The following is a 19,176-nucleotide window of genomic DNA, read 5'->3' on the forward strand; positions in this document are numbered from 1 at the left end:
TAGAGTTATTCATTATGCTGAAAGCTGCTATTCTTGCGGAAAAAGGATTAACTTGGCACATCATTTACCAGAATTATTTTTTCAATGGAAAAACGAATTATCAACAACTACGAAGAGTTTGAAGCCCTTTTGGGGCAGGTTATAGGAGTTTCGGATTATGTTCAGATAGCTCAGGATCAGATCGATAAGTTTGCAGATGCCACGCTTGATTACCAGTGGATACACACCGATCCGGAGCGTGCAGCGAAAGAATCGCCGTTTAAAACAACTATCGCACACGGTTATTTGTCGTTGTCGATGCTAACTTACCTGTGGTATAATGTTGTTGATGTAAGAAATGTAAAAATGATCGTGAATTACGGTATCGAAAGTTTGCGTTTCCAGCAACCGGTTAAAGTGAACGACAAAATCAGGGCAACGGTGTCATTAAATGATATTAAAAATCTGCGTGGAATTGCCAAAGTTCAGGTGAAAATTGTGGTTGATATTGAAGGCGAGCGAAAACCGGCTTACGATTGTTTGGTAAATTTCCTTTACCATTTCGAATAAAAAATAAACTACTTATAAAATTTTTTCATCCCTCGCTCCTTCGAAGGGGATAGGGGGATGAAAGTAATGTTCCGGGAAAACCCAACTTTAACTTATTTTTTCTAACAACCCCTCGCACGCATCTTCCAGCAGGTCGAGCACCAGCTCAAAACCATCGGCACCTCCGTAATACGGATCGGGAACTTCGTTGTATTGGCCGTCGCTGCAAAAATCGGTCATTTTGTGTAGTTTTTGCAGGTCGTTGCCATTGCGGGCCATCCTCTTTAAGTTCTGCATATTGCTGTCGTCCATCCCGATGATGTAATCGAAATAATCGAAATCGGAATGCGGATCAAACTTCCTGGAAAGACTGGTTAGTTTATAATCGCGGCGTATGGCGTGCGATTGCATCCGCTTGTCGGCAGGTTCGCCGGCATGCCAGCCCGATGTTCCGGCGGAATCCACCTCAAACTGTTGGCTTAATCCTGCCTTTTTTACCACGCCGTTAAATACTGCCTCGGCACTTGGCGAACGGCAAATATTTCCGAGACATACGAAAAGTACTTTTGTTTTATCCATAAATCGAATCCGTTACATTTTGTTTTTCATCCCCCAACTCCTTCGTCGTTTTCCCCCTTCGAAGGGGGATTAAGGGGGATGATGTTTCCAGTTTCAGATTACAAGTTGCAATCTTACTGACAACTGTGACTGATTACTGAAAACTATTCTTCCGAGTTCCAAATCTTGTAAGCTTTTTTAGCCTGGTTGAGCAGCATTTCATAACCGTTTTTAACCGTGGCTCCTTTGGCTTGTCCTTTGGCCATAAACTGGGTTACTTCAGGATTGTAAACCAAATCAAAAAGAAGGTGTTTGTCGGTAATAAATTCATAAGGAATATTCGGGAAGGTCTCCACTTTTGGATAGGTTCCAAGCGGCGTGGCGTTGATAATCAGCAAACGCTCTGCGATAACTTGCTCATCGATGTCTTCGTAACGGATTTCGTTTTCCTGCAGCTCTTCAATCGACGCAGAAATGTAGTCAATACCCAATTTGCTGAGCACATATTTTAATGCTTTCGACGCACCACCAGTCCCAAGAATCAGTGCCTTTTTATGATGCTCTTTTAAGAGTGGTTTCAACGATGACTCAAACCCAAAAGTGTCGGTGTTAAATCCTTTTAAATGAACACTGTTTTCGGTTCGTGTAACACGAATGGTATTAACAGCGCCAATTTCTTTTGCCGAATCATTCAGTTCATCCAGATACGGAATTACCTGCTCTTTGTAAGGAATGGTAACGTTAAACCCAATCACTTCCGGATTATCTTTTACCACATCAGGGAATTTAGTTATCGAATCGATTTCGAAATTATCATAAGTTGAATCTATCTTTTCCGTTTCAAAACGTTCGGTAAAATAACGTTTTGAGAATGAGTGGGTGAGTGGGTAGCCTAATAATCCGTATTTTTTCATGTTATGAGTATTGAGTATTAAGTATTGAGTATCTAGTATCCAGTATCCAGTATCCAGAATCCAGAATCAAGTTTATTTCTTCAATTTCTTTCCAATTCCTTCCACAACAAAAATGAGTGCAAATCCGGCAATTGCCAGAACAATTGCACCCAGCAACCAGGCTTCATGACCTGTTATTTGCTCGTAAGTTCCGGGTAAAATATTACGTTCGGCGATGGGTTTTAATTCGCCGTGACGGTCGATAATTGTTTGCGTAACTTCTTTCCAGGGCCATACTTTGTTTAGCGATCCTACCATAAAACCGGCCAGAACGGCAATGGTTGTGTTGTGGTATTTTTTCAGTAGCCACGATAATACATTCGAGAAAGCAATAATTCCAACGGCCGCGCCAACAAGGAAAGTTAGGATTACCGCAATGTTCATATCGCCAACTGCCGAAAGGATAAATTTGTACATTCCCAGAAGCACTAAAATAAAACTACCTGAAATACCCGGCAGAATCATGGCACAAATGGCAATGGCTCCCGACAGAAAAATAAACCAGTAGCTGGTGTTAGCTTCGGCAGGCGTAATAACAGTAATCATGTAAGCAACGATAATTCCTGCTATTCCGCCAATTATGGTATCTGCTTTCCATCGTTTAATTGAGCGCGCTACATAAATGGCCGATGCAACGATCAATCCGAAAAAGAACGACCAAACTAAAATAGGATAGTGGTGAAGCAAATATTCCAGCCCTTTTGCCAGCGAGAATACACTGATGCCAACTCCGATAAAAACACTGATCAGGAAAGTTCCGTTAATCGCTTTCCAGAACTCGGCCAGTTTAAAACTCAATAATAGTTTTATGGCGGTTAAATTGATTGACTTTATCGAGTTAATCAATTCTTCGTAAATGCCGGTAATAAAGGCAATTGTTCCTCCGGAAACGCCCGGTACTACATCGGCAGCACCCATTCCCATTCCTTTTAATACCAGTGTAAAATAATCTTTTGCTGATCTGTTCATTTATGCTCTGAATTTGTAACGGTGTAAATTTTGATTTCGGGACGCCAAAATACAAAAACAAATTGTTATACCAATTATGAAAAGAATTAGGCTTTTCTGTAATTCTTTTCAAATTGGGTAAGTGCCGATATATAAAAACTAAGCTATTGGGAGTTTGCGATCCAGTAGCTAAAAGTTTTTAATTGTCGGTATAAAACAGGGTTTCGAAGAAGAAGTTGACTCCCTGATACTGATTTTGATCGGGGATTTAATAAATTGGATAGAGACCAATCGGGAGTTTGCTATTTATCTCCCCGCCGGAAATCGTCAACTACCTTTTTAAGCTCTTTACTTTTTAAGGCTCTTGGGTAAATATCAAACAGGTAATTGATGTTTTCGAAATCCTGCAACATGGCCGAACGCAACCATTCGTAGGCTTCTTTGCGTTTTCGGGCACCAAGCAACATCGCCACTAAACGGTATTTAAGCATCGAATCGTCGTTATTGTCGATGGCTTTTTTCAGAATTCGGATGGCACCGTTTGTATCCCCGTGATTCATTAAAGTCTCTGCCCAGGTCAGCCATATTTCTGTATTTTCAGCATCAACACGCGCACCTTTTTTAAATGCTTTTATCGCATCATCCAGGTATTCGGCATCGCTGCTAACTTTTCCCAACGTCAGCCAGTACTCCGAATTTTGTTTGTCGATTTTTATGGCTTTTTTGATGTAGTCGATACTTCTGTCGTACTTTTTCGCAATCCACATAATTAGTCCCACACCAAAATGGGCCGTGTCATTCTCCGGGTTTATCGAAATTGCTTTCTGGTAATTGTGCTCCGATAGTAACTGATCGTCCAGGTTCAGGTAACACTCGCCAATGTAGCAGTACGCATCATCGTTATCCGGGTCGAATTCCAAAAATTCCCGGTATTTATCGATGGCCTCTTTAAAACGACCCGAATTGGCCAGGGCATTTCCGATATTGAACAGCGCCATATGGAAATTTTCGTTAATGGCCAGCGTATATTCATAAGCATCAATGGCTTTATCGTGCATTTCGGCTTTGTTGTATACAATACCCAGGTTAAACCAGGCGGTGTAGTTGTACACATCGTTATCGATAAAACGATTGTAGTATTTTATACTGTGTTTGTAATCGCCAATCTGGTCGGTAAAAAACGCCAGGTCGTACAATGCCAGTTCGTGTTTCGGATTCAGTTTCAGGGCTTTTTTGAAATACGAGATCGCCTCGCTTATTTCGCCAATTTGAACAAACGCCGATCCTACGTGGTATAAAATGTCGTCGGTTTCGCCGTTTCCGGCTTTGATTGCTTTTTTGAACGATGCTTTTGCGCCAGCTTCGTTGCCCATAATCAACGATGCCGAACCTCTTAGCAGGTGCACATCGGGATTGGTGTTTTCAACTTTTTCAGCAAAATCGAGGTATTTCTGCGCCTGGTCGTATTTGCCCTTGCTCAGCAGAATTTGTGCATATTTTAAGTGAAGAGGAACCGCATTTGGATGGATTTGTATGCCCTGTTTAGCCGCAATTTCAGACGATTGCAAATCGCCTTCTTCCATTAGTTGCTCTACAATTCCTTCAAATTCCGACACATCGAAATACTTTGCGCGGCCTGAAACCAAAGAGCTCTTAAAACGTTTAAGTGCTTCGCTAATATCTTCTTCCCTGAAATTATCTCTTTCCTCGTTCATCGTAAAATAAGTTCGCGAAATTAATAATTCGGCCCGAATCTCAAAAATAATCTTATACCGATTATTAAAAACATTGTGCCATTGGTTCGCACACTCCCAATGACTTTGTTTTTATATATCGGCATTTAACCAATTTGAAAATAATTCAAAATAGCTTAATCATTTTCATAATTGATCTTACAAGTGTTGATCGCGCAACAGGTCGTTCACCGTTTTTACCGGGTTGAATGTTTCAATCGGTACCTCCACAAAAAGGGTGTTCCAGTTGCTCATTGCTCCATTCCACAAGCCCGGCAATTCCTGTGCTTTCAGCTCTTTTCCGTCTTTCGATTTTTGGGATATAAAGCCCGTTGCCGGATCGGTAAATTGGGTGAGATCGTATTTTTCTCCTTTGTAATTTTTTACTGCACAAACCAGATCAACCGGGTTAAAGTGTGTGGCGTGCTGAACAATATCCTGTTGTTGAATACTGTCCGGATCGATCTGCGAACTTTCAACTACCTGCAACGATACCGTTCCGTCGGCATTCATTGCCCAGAATGGACCGCCACCGGGCTCGCCTTCATTTTTCACCATGCCGCACACACGCAATGGCCGGTTGTATTTCTCTTTCAGGTATTGATAAAGTTCTTCGCGCTCGGTGTAATAATGATTTTTGGCCGGTTTGGTATTCAAGGTGTTTTCCAAAAAGTTAGCGGCTTCGGCCAAAAAGTTGCTGCTAAGCGCGGTGTAATGTTTTTCGTTTAATTCGTGCTGATAATAAAACAGCTTTTCCTGGTGCTTTAACAATACACCTGCCAATCCTTTCTTAAAGTCGATGGTTGGCTGTTTCAAACGATCGGGCACCACATTGTCGATGTTTTTGATGAAAATGATATCGGCATCCAGGTCATTCAGGTTTTCGATTAAAGCACCGTGCCCTCCCGGACGAAACAACAAACTGCCATCAGCATTTCGGAATGGTTCATTTTCCAAATCAACGGCAATGGTGTCGGTTGATGGTTTTTGCTGACTGAATGTTACATCAAACTCAACTCCCAGCAGTTCTTCGTATTTGTCTTTTATTTCTGCAAGTAAAGCTTCAAATCCGGGTTGATGTTCGGGCGAAACAGTAAAGTGCAAACTGGCTTTTCTGTCTTTGTCGGCGGCGTATTTAGCTCCTTCTACCAGGTGCTCTTCAAAAGGCGTTCGCGCACCATCTTCATACGAATGAAATTTAAGCAGCCCTTTAGGTTTAGCTCCGTAATTCAGCCCTTTTTCGGTTAACAGATAGTCGAGTTTATTGGTGGCCGAAAGTTGCTCTCCATCATCAGCAACGGCTTTTTTTAGTTCTTCAGCAAAAGCAAATCTATCGAGTTCAGTAATATATTGTGCCGCGTCTCTGTTGGCGGCAATTACATCTTCGTGAGGTTGACTCTGAAAGTCCTCTAATGCCTGAAACAAGGCTTTAAACATGCGACTTGCAGCACCCGAGGCCGGCACAAATTTTAAGGCTTTTGTGCCTGCCGCAATTTTCGCATCGTAACGTTCGCCACGTTTTTTCAAATCTTCGGGGCTTAAGCGAATGATGCCATTTCCTACCGACGCTGCATCCTGAATGGGTAGGTAGGGGAAGCCTTTTTTAAAATTTTCGATTTGGATTTGCACGGTCTCTAATTTGCTGCCGCGCTCTTGAATTTGCTGCTTATCTTTCTCCGAGAACATATCTGCCTGATTTTTCCTTAAAAATAGAGAATTGAAGCTGTATTTGAAAAGCAAAACCGTTGATATTCGCGGAAAGTTTTCAAGAGTTGTTGATAAGTTTTATGCAGAAAATTCGGATTCACAATTTTACGTACTTTTGCAATTTCAAATAAACGGGATGCAAAACGGAACTTACAGCTGGGGCCACGAGAGGCGATACAATGATTTTCCAACATATTTCAGAGCGCTTTTTTCAGAGCGGGTGCAAAAGGTATCGATAGATGCCGGCTTTACTTGCCCCAACCGCGACGGGACAAAAGGTACCGGCGGATGTGCTTACTGCAACAATAAAACCTTTAAACCCACTTATTGCAACCTGGAAAACAGCGTGACCAGCCAGGTGGAAAAGGGCATTGCTTTTTTTGCCAGAAAATACAAGTCGATGCGGTTTTTGGCCTACTTTCAGGCCTACACCAATACGTACGCTCCGATTGATGATTTAAAACGTTTGTACGAAGAAGCGCTGGAACATCCAAAAGTGGTTGGGCTGGTTATCTCAACGCGCCCCGATTGTATCTATCCTGAATTGCTGGATTACCTTGCCGAACTCAGCAAAAAGGTGTATGTAATGGTGGAGTTGGGCGTTGAGTCGCACCTTGATAGAACGTTGGATAGCATTAACCGCGGGCACTCGTTTGCTGAAGCTGAATGGGCAATTGAGGAAACAGCCAAACGTGGCATCAACAATTGTGCGCATATGATTCTCGGTTTGCCGGGCGAAACACGCGATGAACTGCTCGATCAGGCAAAAACGATATCGAAACTGCCGGTGAAAAACTTAAAGTTACACCAGTTACAAATTCACAAAAAAACACTGCTTGAAAAACAGTTTCAACAGCATCCTGAGAATTTCGATCTCTATACTGCCGACGAATACATCGATCTGGTTATCGATTACCTGGAGCTTTTAAATCCGGCAATTATTGTTGAACGTTTTATCAGTCAGGCGCCACCCGAAATGCTGATCGCCCCCAAATGGGGATTAAAGAATTTTGAGTTTGTTGCCAAAGTGGAGAAACGCTTGAAAGAGCGTGATACCTGGCAGGGGAGGTTATTTGAAAAATAAAGCCCCGAAAAAATTAATTCCGGGGCAGTAATATTCTGATTTTAGAATGACCTGTCGGTAAGCAAAAGTTAAGCCGGCTTTTTTTCTGAAAGTCCCCATCATTCTTATGTGTATTGCCGTTTGAGTTTCGTCCAGAAGAACCATCTGGCTTCGATCTGCTTTCTTCGCCGGACGATTCGCTTTGGTCATTTCATCCCGGCGCTACGCACCGGGTTACCTGCCTGTCGGCAGACAGGTTCACATTAGACGCTTCCAGCGTCATGAAAAATTTGCAATTCCGACATAGCTGGCCAATAAAGTCGTCTTAACTTTGTCATCCAGTTCAATATCCCGAAGGGATAAAATGTGACTAACCTCGGGTGAAGCTCGGGGGTGATGAGAAAGTAAATCAAAGGCGCAAATAATCAGTTATTCAACGCACAACTGCTGTATGCGCCTCGTAATCTGATTTTTTTATGAAATGCTGTCGTTAGGCCTCACTTTCATCACTGTTGGTGATTCCCGGGAATCATGAATGTTTTTTTAGCTATCAACCGAACCAAATACTTTTTTAAGTAAACTGGTTACACGCGCTGCCGGATCTTCCCGGATCAGTTTTTCTTCTCCGGCAATCTTCAAAAATACACCGTCGAGTGCTTTGGCTGTCAGGTAGTCTTCCAATTGTGTGTCAACCTTTTTCAAGCCCGCAGTTTGTCCCAGAAAAGAACCGGCAACCTGGTTCCATTTACCCACCAGGGTGTCCCAGCTTTCTTTTGTTGATACGCCACCTACTAATTCTTTCTCCACCGAAGATTTTATTTTGGGACGATAAAGGGCAAAAAGCTGATCGTAAGTTGTTTTGTGTAAATAGGATGTTGCGGCGTTGTCGTTGCCTTTTAAAATTCCAACGGCATCGTTAAATGTCATGCTTTTTATGCTGTTCACAAAAATAGGTGCTGCTTCTTTTGCAGCGTCTTCAGCAGCACGATTGATATGCAACAACACATCATCTAGTAATTTTTGCCCACCAGGTACTTTGCCAACATTATCAACAATCATATCTGCTTCGGGTGGAAGTAAAATTTTTACCAGCTCGTCTTTGTAGTATCCATCTTGCGCACCAAGAATATCTACAGAATTGTTGGTTCCGGTTATCAGTGCTTCTTTTAACCCGGCCACAATTTCATTTTGGGTCAAAGGCGCCTCGCCAGCAAGGGTTTGCTGGGCAATTTGCATTACTTCGGCACAGCCCGATAGCACAATTGCTACTGCAAGTGTTAACATTCTGATTGTCTTCATTTAGTGTCGTTATTTTGTTTTTTACTGAAAAGCTGTTTAACCAAATCTTCGCGGCCTTTTGCTTTTAGGTCGCGGATAATTTTATTTCGAAATTCCTTTTTATACCAGAAAAAGAACTGGCGTTGTTGTTCTTTGGCGTTTTTATTTCGGGCGGTGTAAATCTGCTCCATCGTGTACGGATGGTAGCCCGAATAATAAACTACAGTAGCCAGCGTCATCGGTGTAGGTGTAAAATCCTGCACCTGCTCGAGCTTGAAATTCATGTCTTTAGTCTGGATCGCCAGGTTGGCCATATCTTCCGATTTACTGCCGGGGTGGCTCGAAATAAAATACGGAATCAGCTGCTGATTCAGCTTTTCTTCCTTGTTTATTTTTATGAATTCCTGGTTCAGTTCCTCAAACAATTTAAACGATGGTTTGCGCATGAACTTCAGCACCTCGTCCGACGAGTGCTCCGGAGCCACTTTCAGTCGTCCCGAAACATGGTGTTTGATAACTTCGCGCAGGTATTTCCGGTTGTTTGCGTTTACCTCCTTGTCGTTGGTGTTCTCCAAAATCATATCGTAGCGAATGCCACTACCAATAAACGCTTTTTTCACTTTCGGATTGTGCCGTACCTTTTCGTACAAATCGAGCATTGGCTTGTGGTTAATGTCGAGGTTTTTACAAACCGATGGGAAAATACACGAAGGGCGTTTACACTTCCGGCAAATCTCCTCGTGAATACCTTTCATTTTGTACATGTTGGCCGACGGGCCACCCAAATCGGAAATGTACCCTTTAAAATCGGGCATTTCGGTTACTTTCTCTACCTCTCGCAGAACTGATTTTTCGGAGCGACTGGCAATAAATTTTCCCTGGTGTGCCGAAATGGTACAAAAGGTACAACCGCCAAAACATCCGCGGTGGATATTAATGGAGTGGCGTATCATTTCGTATGCCGGAATAACACCTTTGTTATTGTAGCGCGGATGTGGCAAACGTGTGTAGGGCAAATCATAAATGCGGTCGATTTCCTTTTCCTTAAAAGTTGGCCACGGCGGATTTACCACCACTTTTTTATCGCCAATTCGCTGCACCAGCTTTTTGGCCTCCATCTTGTTCGATTCCTCCTCGATGTGCATAAAATTGCGGGCGTACTCTTTCTTTTCCTGCAAACAGGTATCGTGCGAGGCCAGTTCCAACTCGTCCCAGTTTTTTTTTGTGGCGTAAGCTTCATCTGCACCAATCATAAAAACAGTTTGCGGAATGGTAGTCAGCGTATCAATTGGGATGCCACGTTTTACCAGCCGCGCAAAATCAACAATCGATTTTTCGCCCATTCCATAAAATAAAAGATCAGCTTGTGTATCAGCCAAAATCGAAGGCATTAAACGATCCGACCAATAGTCGTAATGTGTTAAGCGGCGCAACGAGGCCTCGATTCCTCCGAGTACCAGCGGCACATCGGGATACAGTTCTTTTAGTATTTTCGAGTAAGTAATGGTGGCGTAGTCGGGGCGTTTCCCAATTTGCCCGCCCGGCGTGTATGCGTCATCAGATCGTTTACGTTTTCCGGCAGTGTAATGATTCACCATCGAGTCCATGTTTCCTGCGGTTACAGCAAAAAACAGGTTCGGTTTTCCCAACTTTTTAAAGTCGCGTAAATCATCAGTCCAGTTGGGTTGCGGAACAATGGCTACGCGCAATCCTTCAGCTTCCAAAACCCGGCCAATAACGGCGGCTCCAAACGAGGGATGGTCGATATAAGCGTCGCCGGTAAATAAAATTACATCCAGTTCTTCCCATCCCAACTGTTTTACTTCCTTCTTCGATGTGGGGAGCCAGTCTGTAATATGTAGTTTGTTTTCTGTCATTAAATTAAATTATACCCTTTATAACAAAGAAAGTTCAAATATGATTAAAAAATATTTTACGGTGGTAAAATTGCTGTTTTTCGCAGGAAAAGGGCAACCTAAAAATAATTGTACAGTATTAGTAAGGTAACGATGTTATACCAAAAATCGTTTTATTTTTGTAAGGAGCTGAGTTCATCTTTTAACTAACTCAGTTTAATGGCGTATTTGAACTTAATAGCAATAAATGGAACTACCAGAGCCAACAGATTTGTTCAAAGACCAACACCCAACACCCGCCAACGGCGATTATTTTGCCAAGTTTCTGATGTTTATTCTGCGTTTTAAAAAGCTGGATAAAATTTACGAGCAGATCGTTGATAAGCGGGGAGTGGATTTTATCGATGAGCTGATTAAAATGCTGGAGTTCGACATTGAGTTTGACGAAGAGCAGCTAAAAAAAATACCAAAGGAAGGACCGCTGATTATTGTAGCCAACCACCCGCTTGGAGGTTTCGACGGTTTGTTGCTGATAAAATACCTGTCGCTGGTACGTAACGATGTTAAGGTGCTGGCCAATTACCTGTTGAAAAAGATTGATGCTGTTTCGGAGTATTTTATGGACGACAACCCGTTTGATGATTCGGAACAAGGAAATTATTACGGATTAAAAGAAGCCGTTACGCACTTGAATGATGGGGGAGTGCTCTGTCTTTTTCCGGCCATTGATGCACTCACAAAAGATCCTTTTGGCGGCGTAACCGACAAAGTCTGGCAGTTTCCGGTGGTTAATTTTATAAAAATGGCGCGGGTACCTGTTGTCCCCGTACTTTTTCAGGGAACCAACAGCCGTTTGTTGCACCTGGTGGCGAAAATCAATCCGGCGTTGAAAAGTGCACGATTGCCGTCGGAGATTTTGCGGAAAAAGCATAAGAAAATAAAGCTGCGAATTGGCAGCCCCATTAAAGTTGACGAACAGGATACGTACAAAGATGTATATCAGCTGGGGCGGTTTCTGCGTGCTAAAACCTACAGTATGGAATCGGACATTGAGGTGCGGCGCTTTTTTAATTATGCGCTGAAAGCCAATGTTAAACCCGAGACCATTATCGATCCGGTTTCGCTGGCAAAAATTCAGAAAGAAATTCAGCTGATAAAATCGAAACATACCCTGTTTACGCTTAAAAATTATACGGCCTATTGTGCCCCGTCATCGTTGATTCCGAATATTCTGAATGAAATCGGCCGTTTACGCGAGATTACTTTCCGCGAAGTAGGCGAGGGCACCAACCGAAGCATCGATATCGACGAATATGATTTGTACTACAACCAGATGTTTATCTGGGACGAAGATGAATACCGGATTGTTGGGGCATATCGACTCGGAAAAGGCAAAGATATTATGGAGCAGTTGGGGCGGCGGGGATTTTACCTGCATTCGCTGTTTCGCATCTCCGAAAATTTTAAACCCATTCTGAACGAAAGTATTGAACTGGGGCGTTCGTTTGTAATTAAAGAATACCAGCGCAAACCCATGCCATTGTTTTTGCTGTGGAAAGGTATTTTGTATTTCCTGCTGAAAAATCCGGAATATCGTTACCTGATAGGACCGGTGAGTATCAGCAATAATTATTCGAAGGTGTCGAAAGACCTGATTATTAAGTTTATTATGAAGAACCATTTAAACTGGCGAATGGCTCAGCATATTAAACCGCGCAACAGCTACAAATTTAAAAGCGATAATGCAGATTTGAATTTACTGATGGAAAATGTGGAGCACGATATTAACCGGCTCGACAAAACCATTGGCGATTTGGATGAGCAGAACTCCGGGCTTCCGGTGTTGCTGAAAAAATACATTAAGCTGAATGCTGAAATTATTGGATTTAATGTTGATCCGAAATTTAATAACTGCCTCGATGGACTGATTGTGCTCGATGTTTACAATGTACCGAAAAACACCATCGAGTCGCTGTCAAAAGAAGCGAACGACGGCTCTATTCTCGACCGCTTTTATGGCAGCCGCGAGGTGGAGTAGTTGGCAAGGCGAAAGGTAAAAGTAAAAAGGCAAAAGTGACTGTCATTTCGACGAGTGTGCGAGGAGAAATCTGTTACAATTTTCAGTCTCAGTTTTCAGTCTCAGTTACAGTCCCAGATAACAATTTAATAGATTAACAATTCAGCAGTTTTCTTCTTTGAGTAAATAAGTTGGCAGTGTGCAAATCTTCAATTCCTCGGTCCTGCAAGCCCTCAAGGCTTAAACTTCCTGCAAAATTTTCTGTACGCGCCCAACTTCTCCGTTTTCGAGCATTACTTTTATTCCGTGGGGATGGACGGGCGATTTCGTCAATATTCTTTTAACGATACCACAGGTTAACTCACCAGACTGCTGGTGTTCTTTTTTTACAACGGCTACGTTTAAGCCGATTTTAATATTGTTTCGTTTCTGATTATTCATGTGCTGATTTTTAAAATTAATGCTTTGCACCAGCCAGGTATGTTTTATCGGCAGTTTCTTCTAAACAACTTTATTTCGCATAAAGTTTTTCGCGCAATGCATGAATTTTATCGTCTTCAATATACTCGTCGTACGGCATTAGTTTGTCGATAATACCGTTAGGCGTTAATTCGATAATGCGGTTACAAACCGACGAAATAAACTCGTGGTCGTGCGACGACATAAACACGTTTCCGGGGTATTTTATCAGGTTATTGTTAAAGGCCTGAATCGATTCCAGGTCGAGGTGGTTGGTTGGCGTATCCAAAATCAGGGCGTTGGCATCCAACAACTGCATTTTGGCAATCATACAGCGCATTTTTTCGCCTCCAGAAAGTACATTTACCTTTTTGTAAATCTCTTCGCCGGCAAATAACATACGGCCCAAATAGCCACGAATGTAAATTTCGGTAGTATCATTGGTAAACTGGCACAACCAGTCGAACAGGGTCATGTCGCTGTCGAAAAACTCCGAGTTGTCCAATGGCAGGTATGCCGATGTAATGGTTTGGCCCCACTGGTAAGTTCCCGAGTCGGCTTCGCGTTTTCCGTTAATGATCTCGAAAAAAGCGGTCATTGCACGGTGGTCGCGCGACAGGAACACAATTTTTTCTCCTTTTTGTGTCGAGAATTCCACGTCTTTAAAAAGTGTGGTTCCTTCGATGCTGGCGCTCAGGCCTTCCACATCCAGAATGCGATCGCCTGCTTCGCGCTCGGGGTTAAAAATAATTCCCGGGTATTTACGTGTCGATGGCTGAATATCTTCTACATTCAGTTTCTCCAGCATTTTTTTACGGCTGGTCGTTTGTTTCGATTTAGCCACGTTAGCGCTAAAACGCGAAATAAACTCCTGCAGTTCTTTCTTTTTTTCCTCGGCTTTTTTGTTTTGAGCCTGCTGCTGACGAAGCGCCAACTGGCTACTCTGGTACCAGAAACTGTAGTTTCCGGCAAACATTTTTATATCGCCGTAATCGATATCGATGGTGTGGGTAGAAATAGCATCCAGGAAGTGACGGTCGTGCGATACCACCAACACGGTATTTTCGTAGTTGGCCAGGTAATTCTCCAGCCAAACAACGGTTTCCAGGTCGAGGTCGTTGGTAGGCTCATCAAGCAGCAGGTTGTCGGGGTTTCCGAATAAAGCCTGTGCCAGCAAAACACGCACCTTTTGGTTACCGCTCATGTCTTTCATTAGCGTGTAGTGGTATTCTTCTTTTATGCCGAGGTTGCTCAACAATGTAGCTGCATCGCTTTCGGCATTCCAGCCGCCCATGTCGCCAAACTTTTCTTCCAGTTCACCGGCTAAAATTCCGTCGGCTTCCGAAAAATCAGGTTTCATATAAAGGGCATCTTTTTCTTTCATCAGGTCCCAAAGTTCGGCGTGACCTTTCATTACAGTATCCAGAACCGAAAATTCATCAAAAGCAAAGTGGTCCTGACTTAACACCGAAAGGCGCTCGCCCGGTTCCAGCGAGATGTGTCCTGCAGTAGGATCGATCTGCCCCGAGATTGCTTTTAAAAATGTTGATTTTCCTGCTCCGTTTGCGCCGATAACGCCATAGCAGTTTCCGGCCGTAAACTTCATGTTAACGTCCTGAAATAGTATGCGTTTGCCAAACTGTATTCTTAAATTCGATACTGTAATCATTGCCTAAATTTGTTTTCAATTTTTGCCTTTTTTTCAAAGGGAGTGCAAACCTAGACAAATATTTGATTAGGTGTGTTACGATAACAATAAGTAATGGTGGAGTTAGTCTTAAATTAATATGGGATGGGCGAAAGGCGAAAGTAAAAAGGAAAAAGAATAAAGGCAAAAGTTGAGCGAAGCGAATTGAAAATCGGCCAAAGCCAAATCCCAACCGTAGCGTAGGGAGAAAAAGTCAAAAGTAATGTCATCTCGACGAGGAACGAGGAGAGATCTGTTACATTAAATCGGATTGCAGAATGATGATTAACGATTTTTGATTTCAGAATGAGTAAGAAGTTAGCCAAGCCCCAAAGGGGCGAAATCAAACAGCCCGGTGCGTAAGCGCCGGGAAGTTTAAAGCGTTAACCACCAAGTTGCACTAAGAAGGCACAAAGTTTCACAAAGAAGCATTGAACATTATTGCCAGTCGCAGTTTTCGGATAACAATTTTCTTATGCTATGCTACCTGGTGATACTCTCACTCCGAGTGAGGGGATCACTACTTTAAGAATTAGTGCACGCAGATTTCGCAGATTAGCGCAGAAGAGGTGAAATAAAATACAACCATGATTTCGGGGAAGAACCATTAGCGATGAAAGTGAAGTAACTATGCAACATAGTACCGTTATCAGAACTGGCTCCCCTCGTGAGGGGAGCTCCCGGCAGGGTGAGGGGTAATGTATTTACAAATTAAAACACTGTCCTTTTGTTTAGCTACATTCCGATAAGATCGTGATAAGTTTTATACAGAGCTAAACGAATAAAGACAGTTCAGGTAACTTTCAGAAAAAAAGCAGTGCTCCTCAACACCGCTTTTTAAAACAAAATCTAGTAATTAAAACCTACTTGCCATCTCCGGGCGTATTGTCTTTTTTTCGACGTCGTTTAACCGACTGGTTGTTTGCTGCGGTTATTTCGGCAAGGGTGCGGGCATAGTTGCCATATACGGGTTCGTTAAGCTGTTCCATAACGTTGAGGTACGGAACCAACAAACCGTTAACGTGGTCGAGAACTGTTTTTTTCAATTGGGTGGCATTGCCGAGGGTACCTTCCTGTCCCTGAGCTTCCTCGAAACTTAAACGGTTGGTTTCAAAATTATCCTGGGCCTCTTGCAGGGCTGCAATATATTCGGCGCACTGCGGAACTTGTGCAATCGTATCAAGCAATTGTGGTTTTTTGTAATCGGCCAGCATCGAATTCAACAACGAACTTTCGGTGGTAAAACCTTCGTTTTTCATTTCCATGCCGTATTGTTCAAAAATTTCGAGCAGGCGAAGGGCTGCAGCTTTGATTACAGCATCGGGATGGTGCGAGAAACTCACCAGAAGAAAATAAAATGCTGTTATTTTTTCGTCGCGTATATCATCGTAATATACTTGCTCGCTTTTGGCTTTTAGCCGGTTAATTGCCGACGAAAGTAAGGCCAGCGCATCAATAATCAGGGCAAAAATCTTCACCATGTTTTCATCGGTGTTCAGGGTACTTTGCTGATAGGCGTTAACAATTTGAGTTGCCGAACCATCAACCTCCGTAGTGCGGCTGCTGTAATGGAGTTTTTCGATCATCATAATTTAATTTTTAGTGTTAATAAAGGATTTTCGGGCTGTGCTATGGTTAAATGTTTTTAATAATTTTGTTCAATTTACAACAATTGTGTGGAATTTTATTAAACAAAAGATCATGTTATGTAGCATAAATAAATGTTTAAAGCTTACTTTTTACTTTTTGATGACGCAAACATTTGTTTATGCCCCTGTTTTTAGCTTGAACACCCCATAAACATTTGTTTAAGCGCCCAACTTTTATTTTTTAATGCCTCAAACAGTTGTTTAACACCCCAAAAAGTAAAAAAACAAGGCTTAAACAGTTGTTTGCGGGGTGAAAAAATGGTTTGGAAAGGCTTAAACAGTTGTTGGTGCCTCCAAAAAGTATTTTTTAGGGGCTTAAACAAATGTTTATGCCTAATGAATTGTTTTTTAGTGATAGTGCACGAAACATAAAAAATATGTTTAGTTTTAATGCACCAAAAACAGAAACCATTGTATACGCAAAAAAACCTTACAGTATAACCCAATACCGTTTATATTATCAGGTTTTTCCTGATAGATAAACTAGTTGTGCTTAATTATGCCACAGATCCGAAAAATGATAGAATAATGGAGATACCAAAATTTCATGAAACATTTTTACCAATTTTAAAGGTATTAGAAAATGGAGAAACACTCCAAGCAAGAGAAATGTATAAAAAAGTAATAGAGCAATTTTATACTGGACTTTCAAAAGAGCAATTAGAGCAAACAACTAAAAGTGGAGATATTCTGATAATAAATAGAATTGCTTGGGGTAAATCATATCTTAAAAAGGGAGGCTATATTGAATTTCCAAAGAGAGGCTTTGTGAAAATTACTGAGAAAGGGAAAAAGCATAGTTCGACAGACTTGACGCTGAAACAGGTTGAAAATTCTGAAAATTATCTTGAATTTTATAATGAAGAAAATCCTAAAAAGGCATCAACACCTTCAATAATTGAGAACGCTTCACCGCAAGATTTGATTGACGAAGGTTTTAATCAAATTGACATTCAGGTAAAAGATGACTTACTGGAAAAACTAAAGGAAATCGACCCGTTTTATTTTGAGAAAGTGATTCTTATTTTACTCAAGAAAATGGGGTATGGTGATTTTATTGAGACCTCAAAAACTGGTGACGGTGGAATTGACGGAATAATTAACGAGGATAAACTTGGATTGGACAAAATTTATATTCAAGCTAAACGATATGGTGAAAATAAAGTACGGGAAAAGGATATTCGTAATTTTATAGGGGCAATGAGTGGAGACACACAAAAGGGTGTTTTTGTTACGACATCATCGTTTGATTCAGGTGCTATTAAGAAGGCTCATGATGCTCATCACACAATTATTTTGATTGATGGAGCAAAATTGGTCAATCTTATGCACCAGTATAATGTAGGGATTCAAATAAAATCAATTTATGAAGTGAAGGAATTAGATAATGATTTCTTTGAGGACAATAATTAATTGAAATTATGGCGAATCGATGGGGAATACCAAAAGAAATTGAAGAGATTGTAAGGGAAAGAGATACTTCTTGCGTTTATTGTGGTATTGAGTTTAAAACTGGTGAAGATTCTCGAAAAAGGAAACCATCATGGGAGCATATAATCAATGACATAAGAATCAATGGCATTGATAATATAGCTCTTTGTTGTATGTCATGTAATGCGAGTAAAGGTTCAAAATTGCTTGAGGATTGGCTTAAAAGTGATTACTGCAAGAAAAATAATATTACGGTTGATTCTGTCGATGAAGTAGTAAAAATGGCGATAAAAAAACCTCCTAGATTGAAAAATAACTAAGCACAAGAATGTATAAAAATAATAGCCGAAACAGCAGTAAATTAAACGGTTGTAGCTCGCTTCAACTTTCTTGTAACTTGACAGGAAAGTGCCACGCAAACGGCTACTATTCTTATACCAACCGTTATACCCGCTCACGCCTCCCGAAAACTTCGGGGTACGGCAACCGTGAAATTCGACTAAACGACCTGAAACAAATACTTATAACTACCACCAGTTAAAATAATCCCAATGGCAGAATTAACAGTAAAACAGAAAAAGTGGTTAAAATCGATACATGTTATTGCAGCAGGAGTTTGGATAACAACAGGAGCGGTAATGTTTTTTATCCATTTTCTGGGCAACGATTTATCAAGCGGTGGCCAGCTGCACTTGTTAAATCGAATTATCCATTTCATCGATATGAAGTTGCTGGTACCCGCTGCCATAACCTGCCTGTTAACCGGCTGGGTGTATTCGCAATTTACCAAATGGGGCTATTTTAAGCATGGCTGGTTAATTTTTAAATGGATTATTACCGTTCTTATTATCGTGCTGGGAACCCTGTTTTCCGGTCCGTGGATTGAAGAAACTGTAAAAATATCGGGCGAACTTGGCCTGAAAGCCCTTCAGGATGCCGATTACATTTGGTACGACAGCAATCACTTAATAATGGGTGTGTGTATGACCTCTACACTAATAGTAGCTGTTTTTATATCGGTGTTTAAACCAAAATCGAAAAAGCCGAAGAAATAAATTGTTCAATCACTGCAGAAAAAACCACCATGTCAAAAAACAAAACCTTCATTATTTTATTGATTGTATCCCCATTCGCGCCGATTTGCAATCGGTGTGCAATTTGGAAGAATTGAAAAGAACAAACTCTTAGCTGCTGGCTGAGATACGGATTACAAATCATGAGTGTTCGGAAGATTTTATCGCGAAACTCAAGTAGTTTCAACAATTTTCCGTTATCGGTCTTGATAAGTTGCTGGTATTTGTGAATGTAA

General features: G+C 41.6%; 16 protein-coding genes. 6 read left to right on the forward strand and 10 right to left on the reverse strand.

Annotated features, from left to right (window positions below; translation table 11 throughout):
* The first annotated feature begins 84 nt into the window (after positions 1–84).
* Entirely contained in the window at positions 85–549 is a 465-nt protein-coding gene (locus BMW53_RS17440; protein ID WP_038555322.1) for a MaoC family dehydratase, read from the forward strand.
* A gap of 87 nt (positions 550–636) precedes the next feature.
* Here BMW53_RS17440 and BMW53_RS17445 read toward each other — a convergent pair whose 3' ends face one another.
* The 5 genes from BMW53_RS17445 to BMW53_RS17465 form a co-directional block, all read right to left on the reverse strand.
* A complete protein-coding gene (locus BMW53_RS17445; RefSeq protein WP_074781052.1) occupies positions 637–1,107 on the reverse strand; it encodes a low molecular weight protein-tyrosine-phosphatase in 471 nt (156 codons plus the stop codon).
* Positions 1,108–1,250: 143 nt separating this feature from the next.
* Complete coding sequence (locus tag BMW53_RS17450; protein ID WP_038555316.1) at positions 1,251–2,000, reverse strand: shikimate dehydrogenase family protein; 750 nt, start codon at positions 1,998–2,000, stop codon at positions 1,251–1,253.
* A gap of 72 nt (positions 2,001–2,072) precedes the next feature.
* Positions 2,073–3,008, reverse strand: coding sequence for a polyprenyl-phosphate transporter (locus BMW53_RS17455; RefSeq protein ID WP_038555314.1), 936 nt, complete (start codon positions 3,006–3,008; stop codon positions 2,073–2,075).
* Positions 3,009–3,289: 281 nt separating this feature from the next.
* Positions 3,290–4,753 (reverse strand): tetratricopeptide repeat protein, encoded by a 1,464-nt coding sequence (locus tag BMW53_RS17460; protein WP_394331169.1) that lies wholly within the window; start codon positions 4,751–4,753, stop codon positions 3,290–3,292.
* A gap of 126 nt (positions 4,754–4,879) precedes the next feature.
* A complete protein-coding gene (locus tag BMW53_RS17465) occupies positions 4,880–6,406 on the reverse strand; it encodes a DUF4301 family protein (protein ID WP_038555308.1) in 1,527 nt (508 codons plus the stop codon).
* 31 nt (positions 6,407–6,437) lie between these two features.
* On the opposite strand from BMW53_RS17465, the gene mnmL reads away from it, so the two are divergent.
* Positions 6,438–7,511, forward strand: a complete 1,074-nt coding sequence (gene mnmL, locus BMW53_RS17470) for a tRNA modification radical SAM protein MnmL/YtqA (protein WP_245749065.1) — start codon at positions 6,438–6,440, stop codon at positions 7,509–7,511.
* A gap of 522 nt (positions 7,512–8,033) precedes the next feature.
* Here the strand turns inward: mnmL and BMW53_RS17480 are convergent.
* Both BMW53_RS17480 and BMW53_RS17485 read right to left on the reverse strand, forming a co-directional pair.
* Complete coding sequence (locus tag BMW53_RS17480) at positions 8,034–8,789, reverse strand: DUF4197 domain-containing protein (protein ID WP_038555302.1); 756 nt, start codon at positions 8,787–8,789, stop codon at positions 8,034–8,036.
* Positions 8,786–10,645 carry a YgiQ family radical SAM protein gene (locus BMW53_RS17485; RefSeq protein WP_074781054.1) on the reverse strand — a complete coding sequence of 620 codons (1,860 nt, stop codon included), beginning with the start codon at positions 10,643–10,645 and terminating at the stop codon, positions 8,786–8,788. Before BMW53_RS17485 ends, BMW53_RS17480 begins: the two co-directional genes overlap by 4 nt.
* Positions 10,646–10,871: 226 nt before the next feature.
* On the opposite strand from BMW53_RS17485, the gene BMW53_RS17490 reads away from it, so the two are divergent.
* Positions 10,872–12,662: a lysophospholipid acyltransferase family protein gene (locus BMW53_RS17490; RefSeq protein ID WP_038555299.1), complete on the forward strand. Its 1,791-nt coding sequence runs from the start codon at positions 10,872–10,874 to the stop codon at positions 12,660–12,662.
* A 219-nt stretch (positions 12,663–12,881) separates the two neighbouring features.
* On the opposite strand, the gene BMW53_RS17495 is transcribed toward BMW53_RS17490, so the two are convergent.
* From BMW53_RS17495 to BMW53_RS17505, 3 genes are all read right to left on the reverse strand, one after another.
* Entirely contained in the window at positions 12,882–13,082 is a 201-nt protein-coding gene (locus tag BMW53_RS17495; RefSeq protein WP_038555296.1) for a YwbE family protein, read from the reverse strand.
* Between the two features lie 70 nt (positions 13,083–13,152).
* Positions 13,153–14,769, reverse strand: coding sequence for an ABC-F family ATP-binding cassette domain-containing protein (locus BMW53_RS17500; RefSeq protein WP_038555294.1), 1,617 nt, complete (start codon positions 14,767–14,769; stop codon positions 13,153–13,155).
* An 881-nt stretch (positions 14,770–15,650) separates the two neighbouring features.
* Positions 15,651–16,376, reverse strand: a complete 726-nt coding sequence (locus BMW53_RS17505; RefSeq protein ID WP_038555291.1) for a DUF6261 family protein — start codon at positions 16,374–16,376, stop codon at positions 15,651–15,653.
* Between the two features lie 588 nt (positions 16,377–16,964).
* On the opposite strand from BMW53_RS17505, the gene BMW53_RS17510 reads away from it, so the two are divergent.
* The 3 genes from BMW53_RS17510 to BMW53_RS17520 all read left to right on the forward strand — a co-directional run bounded on the left by BMW53_RS17510 (position 16,965) and on the right by BMW53_RS17520 (position 18,922).
* Entirely contained in the window at positions 16,965–17,849 is an 885-nt protein-coding gene (locus BMW53_RS17510) for a restriction endonuclease (RefSeq protein WP_038563695.1), read from the forward strand.
* An 8-nt stretch (positions 17,850–17,857) separates the two neighbouring features.
* On the forward strand, positions 17,858–18,187 hold the full coding sequence (locus BMW53_RS17515) for a hypothetical protein (RefSeq protein WP_038555288.1): 330 nt from the start codon (positions 17,858–17,860) through the stop codon (positions 18,185–18,187).
* Positions 18,188–18,418: 231 nt separating this feature from the next.
* A complete protein-coding gene (locus BMW53_RS17520; protein WP_038555285.1) occupies positions 18,419–18,922 on the forward strand; it encodes a DUF2269 family protein in 504 nt (167 codons plus the stop codon).
* Positions 18,923–19,176: the final 254 nt, after the last annotated feature.

Origin of the sequence: Draconibacterium orientale (assembly GCF_900111425.1) — a bacterium.
Taxonomy (GTDB): Bacteria; Bacteroidota; Bacteroidia; order Bacteroidales; family Prolixibacteraceae; genus Draconibacterium; species Draconibacterium orientale.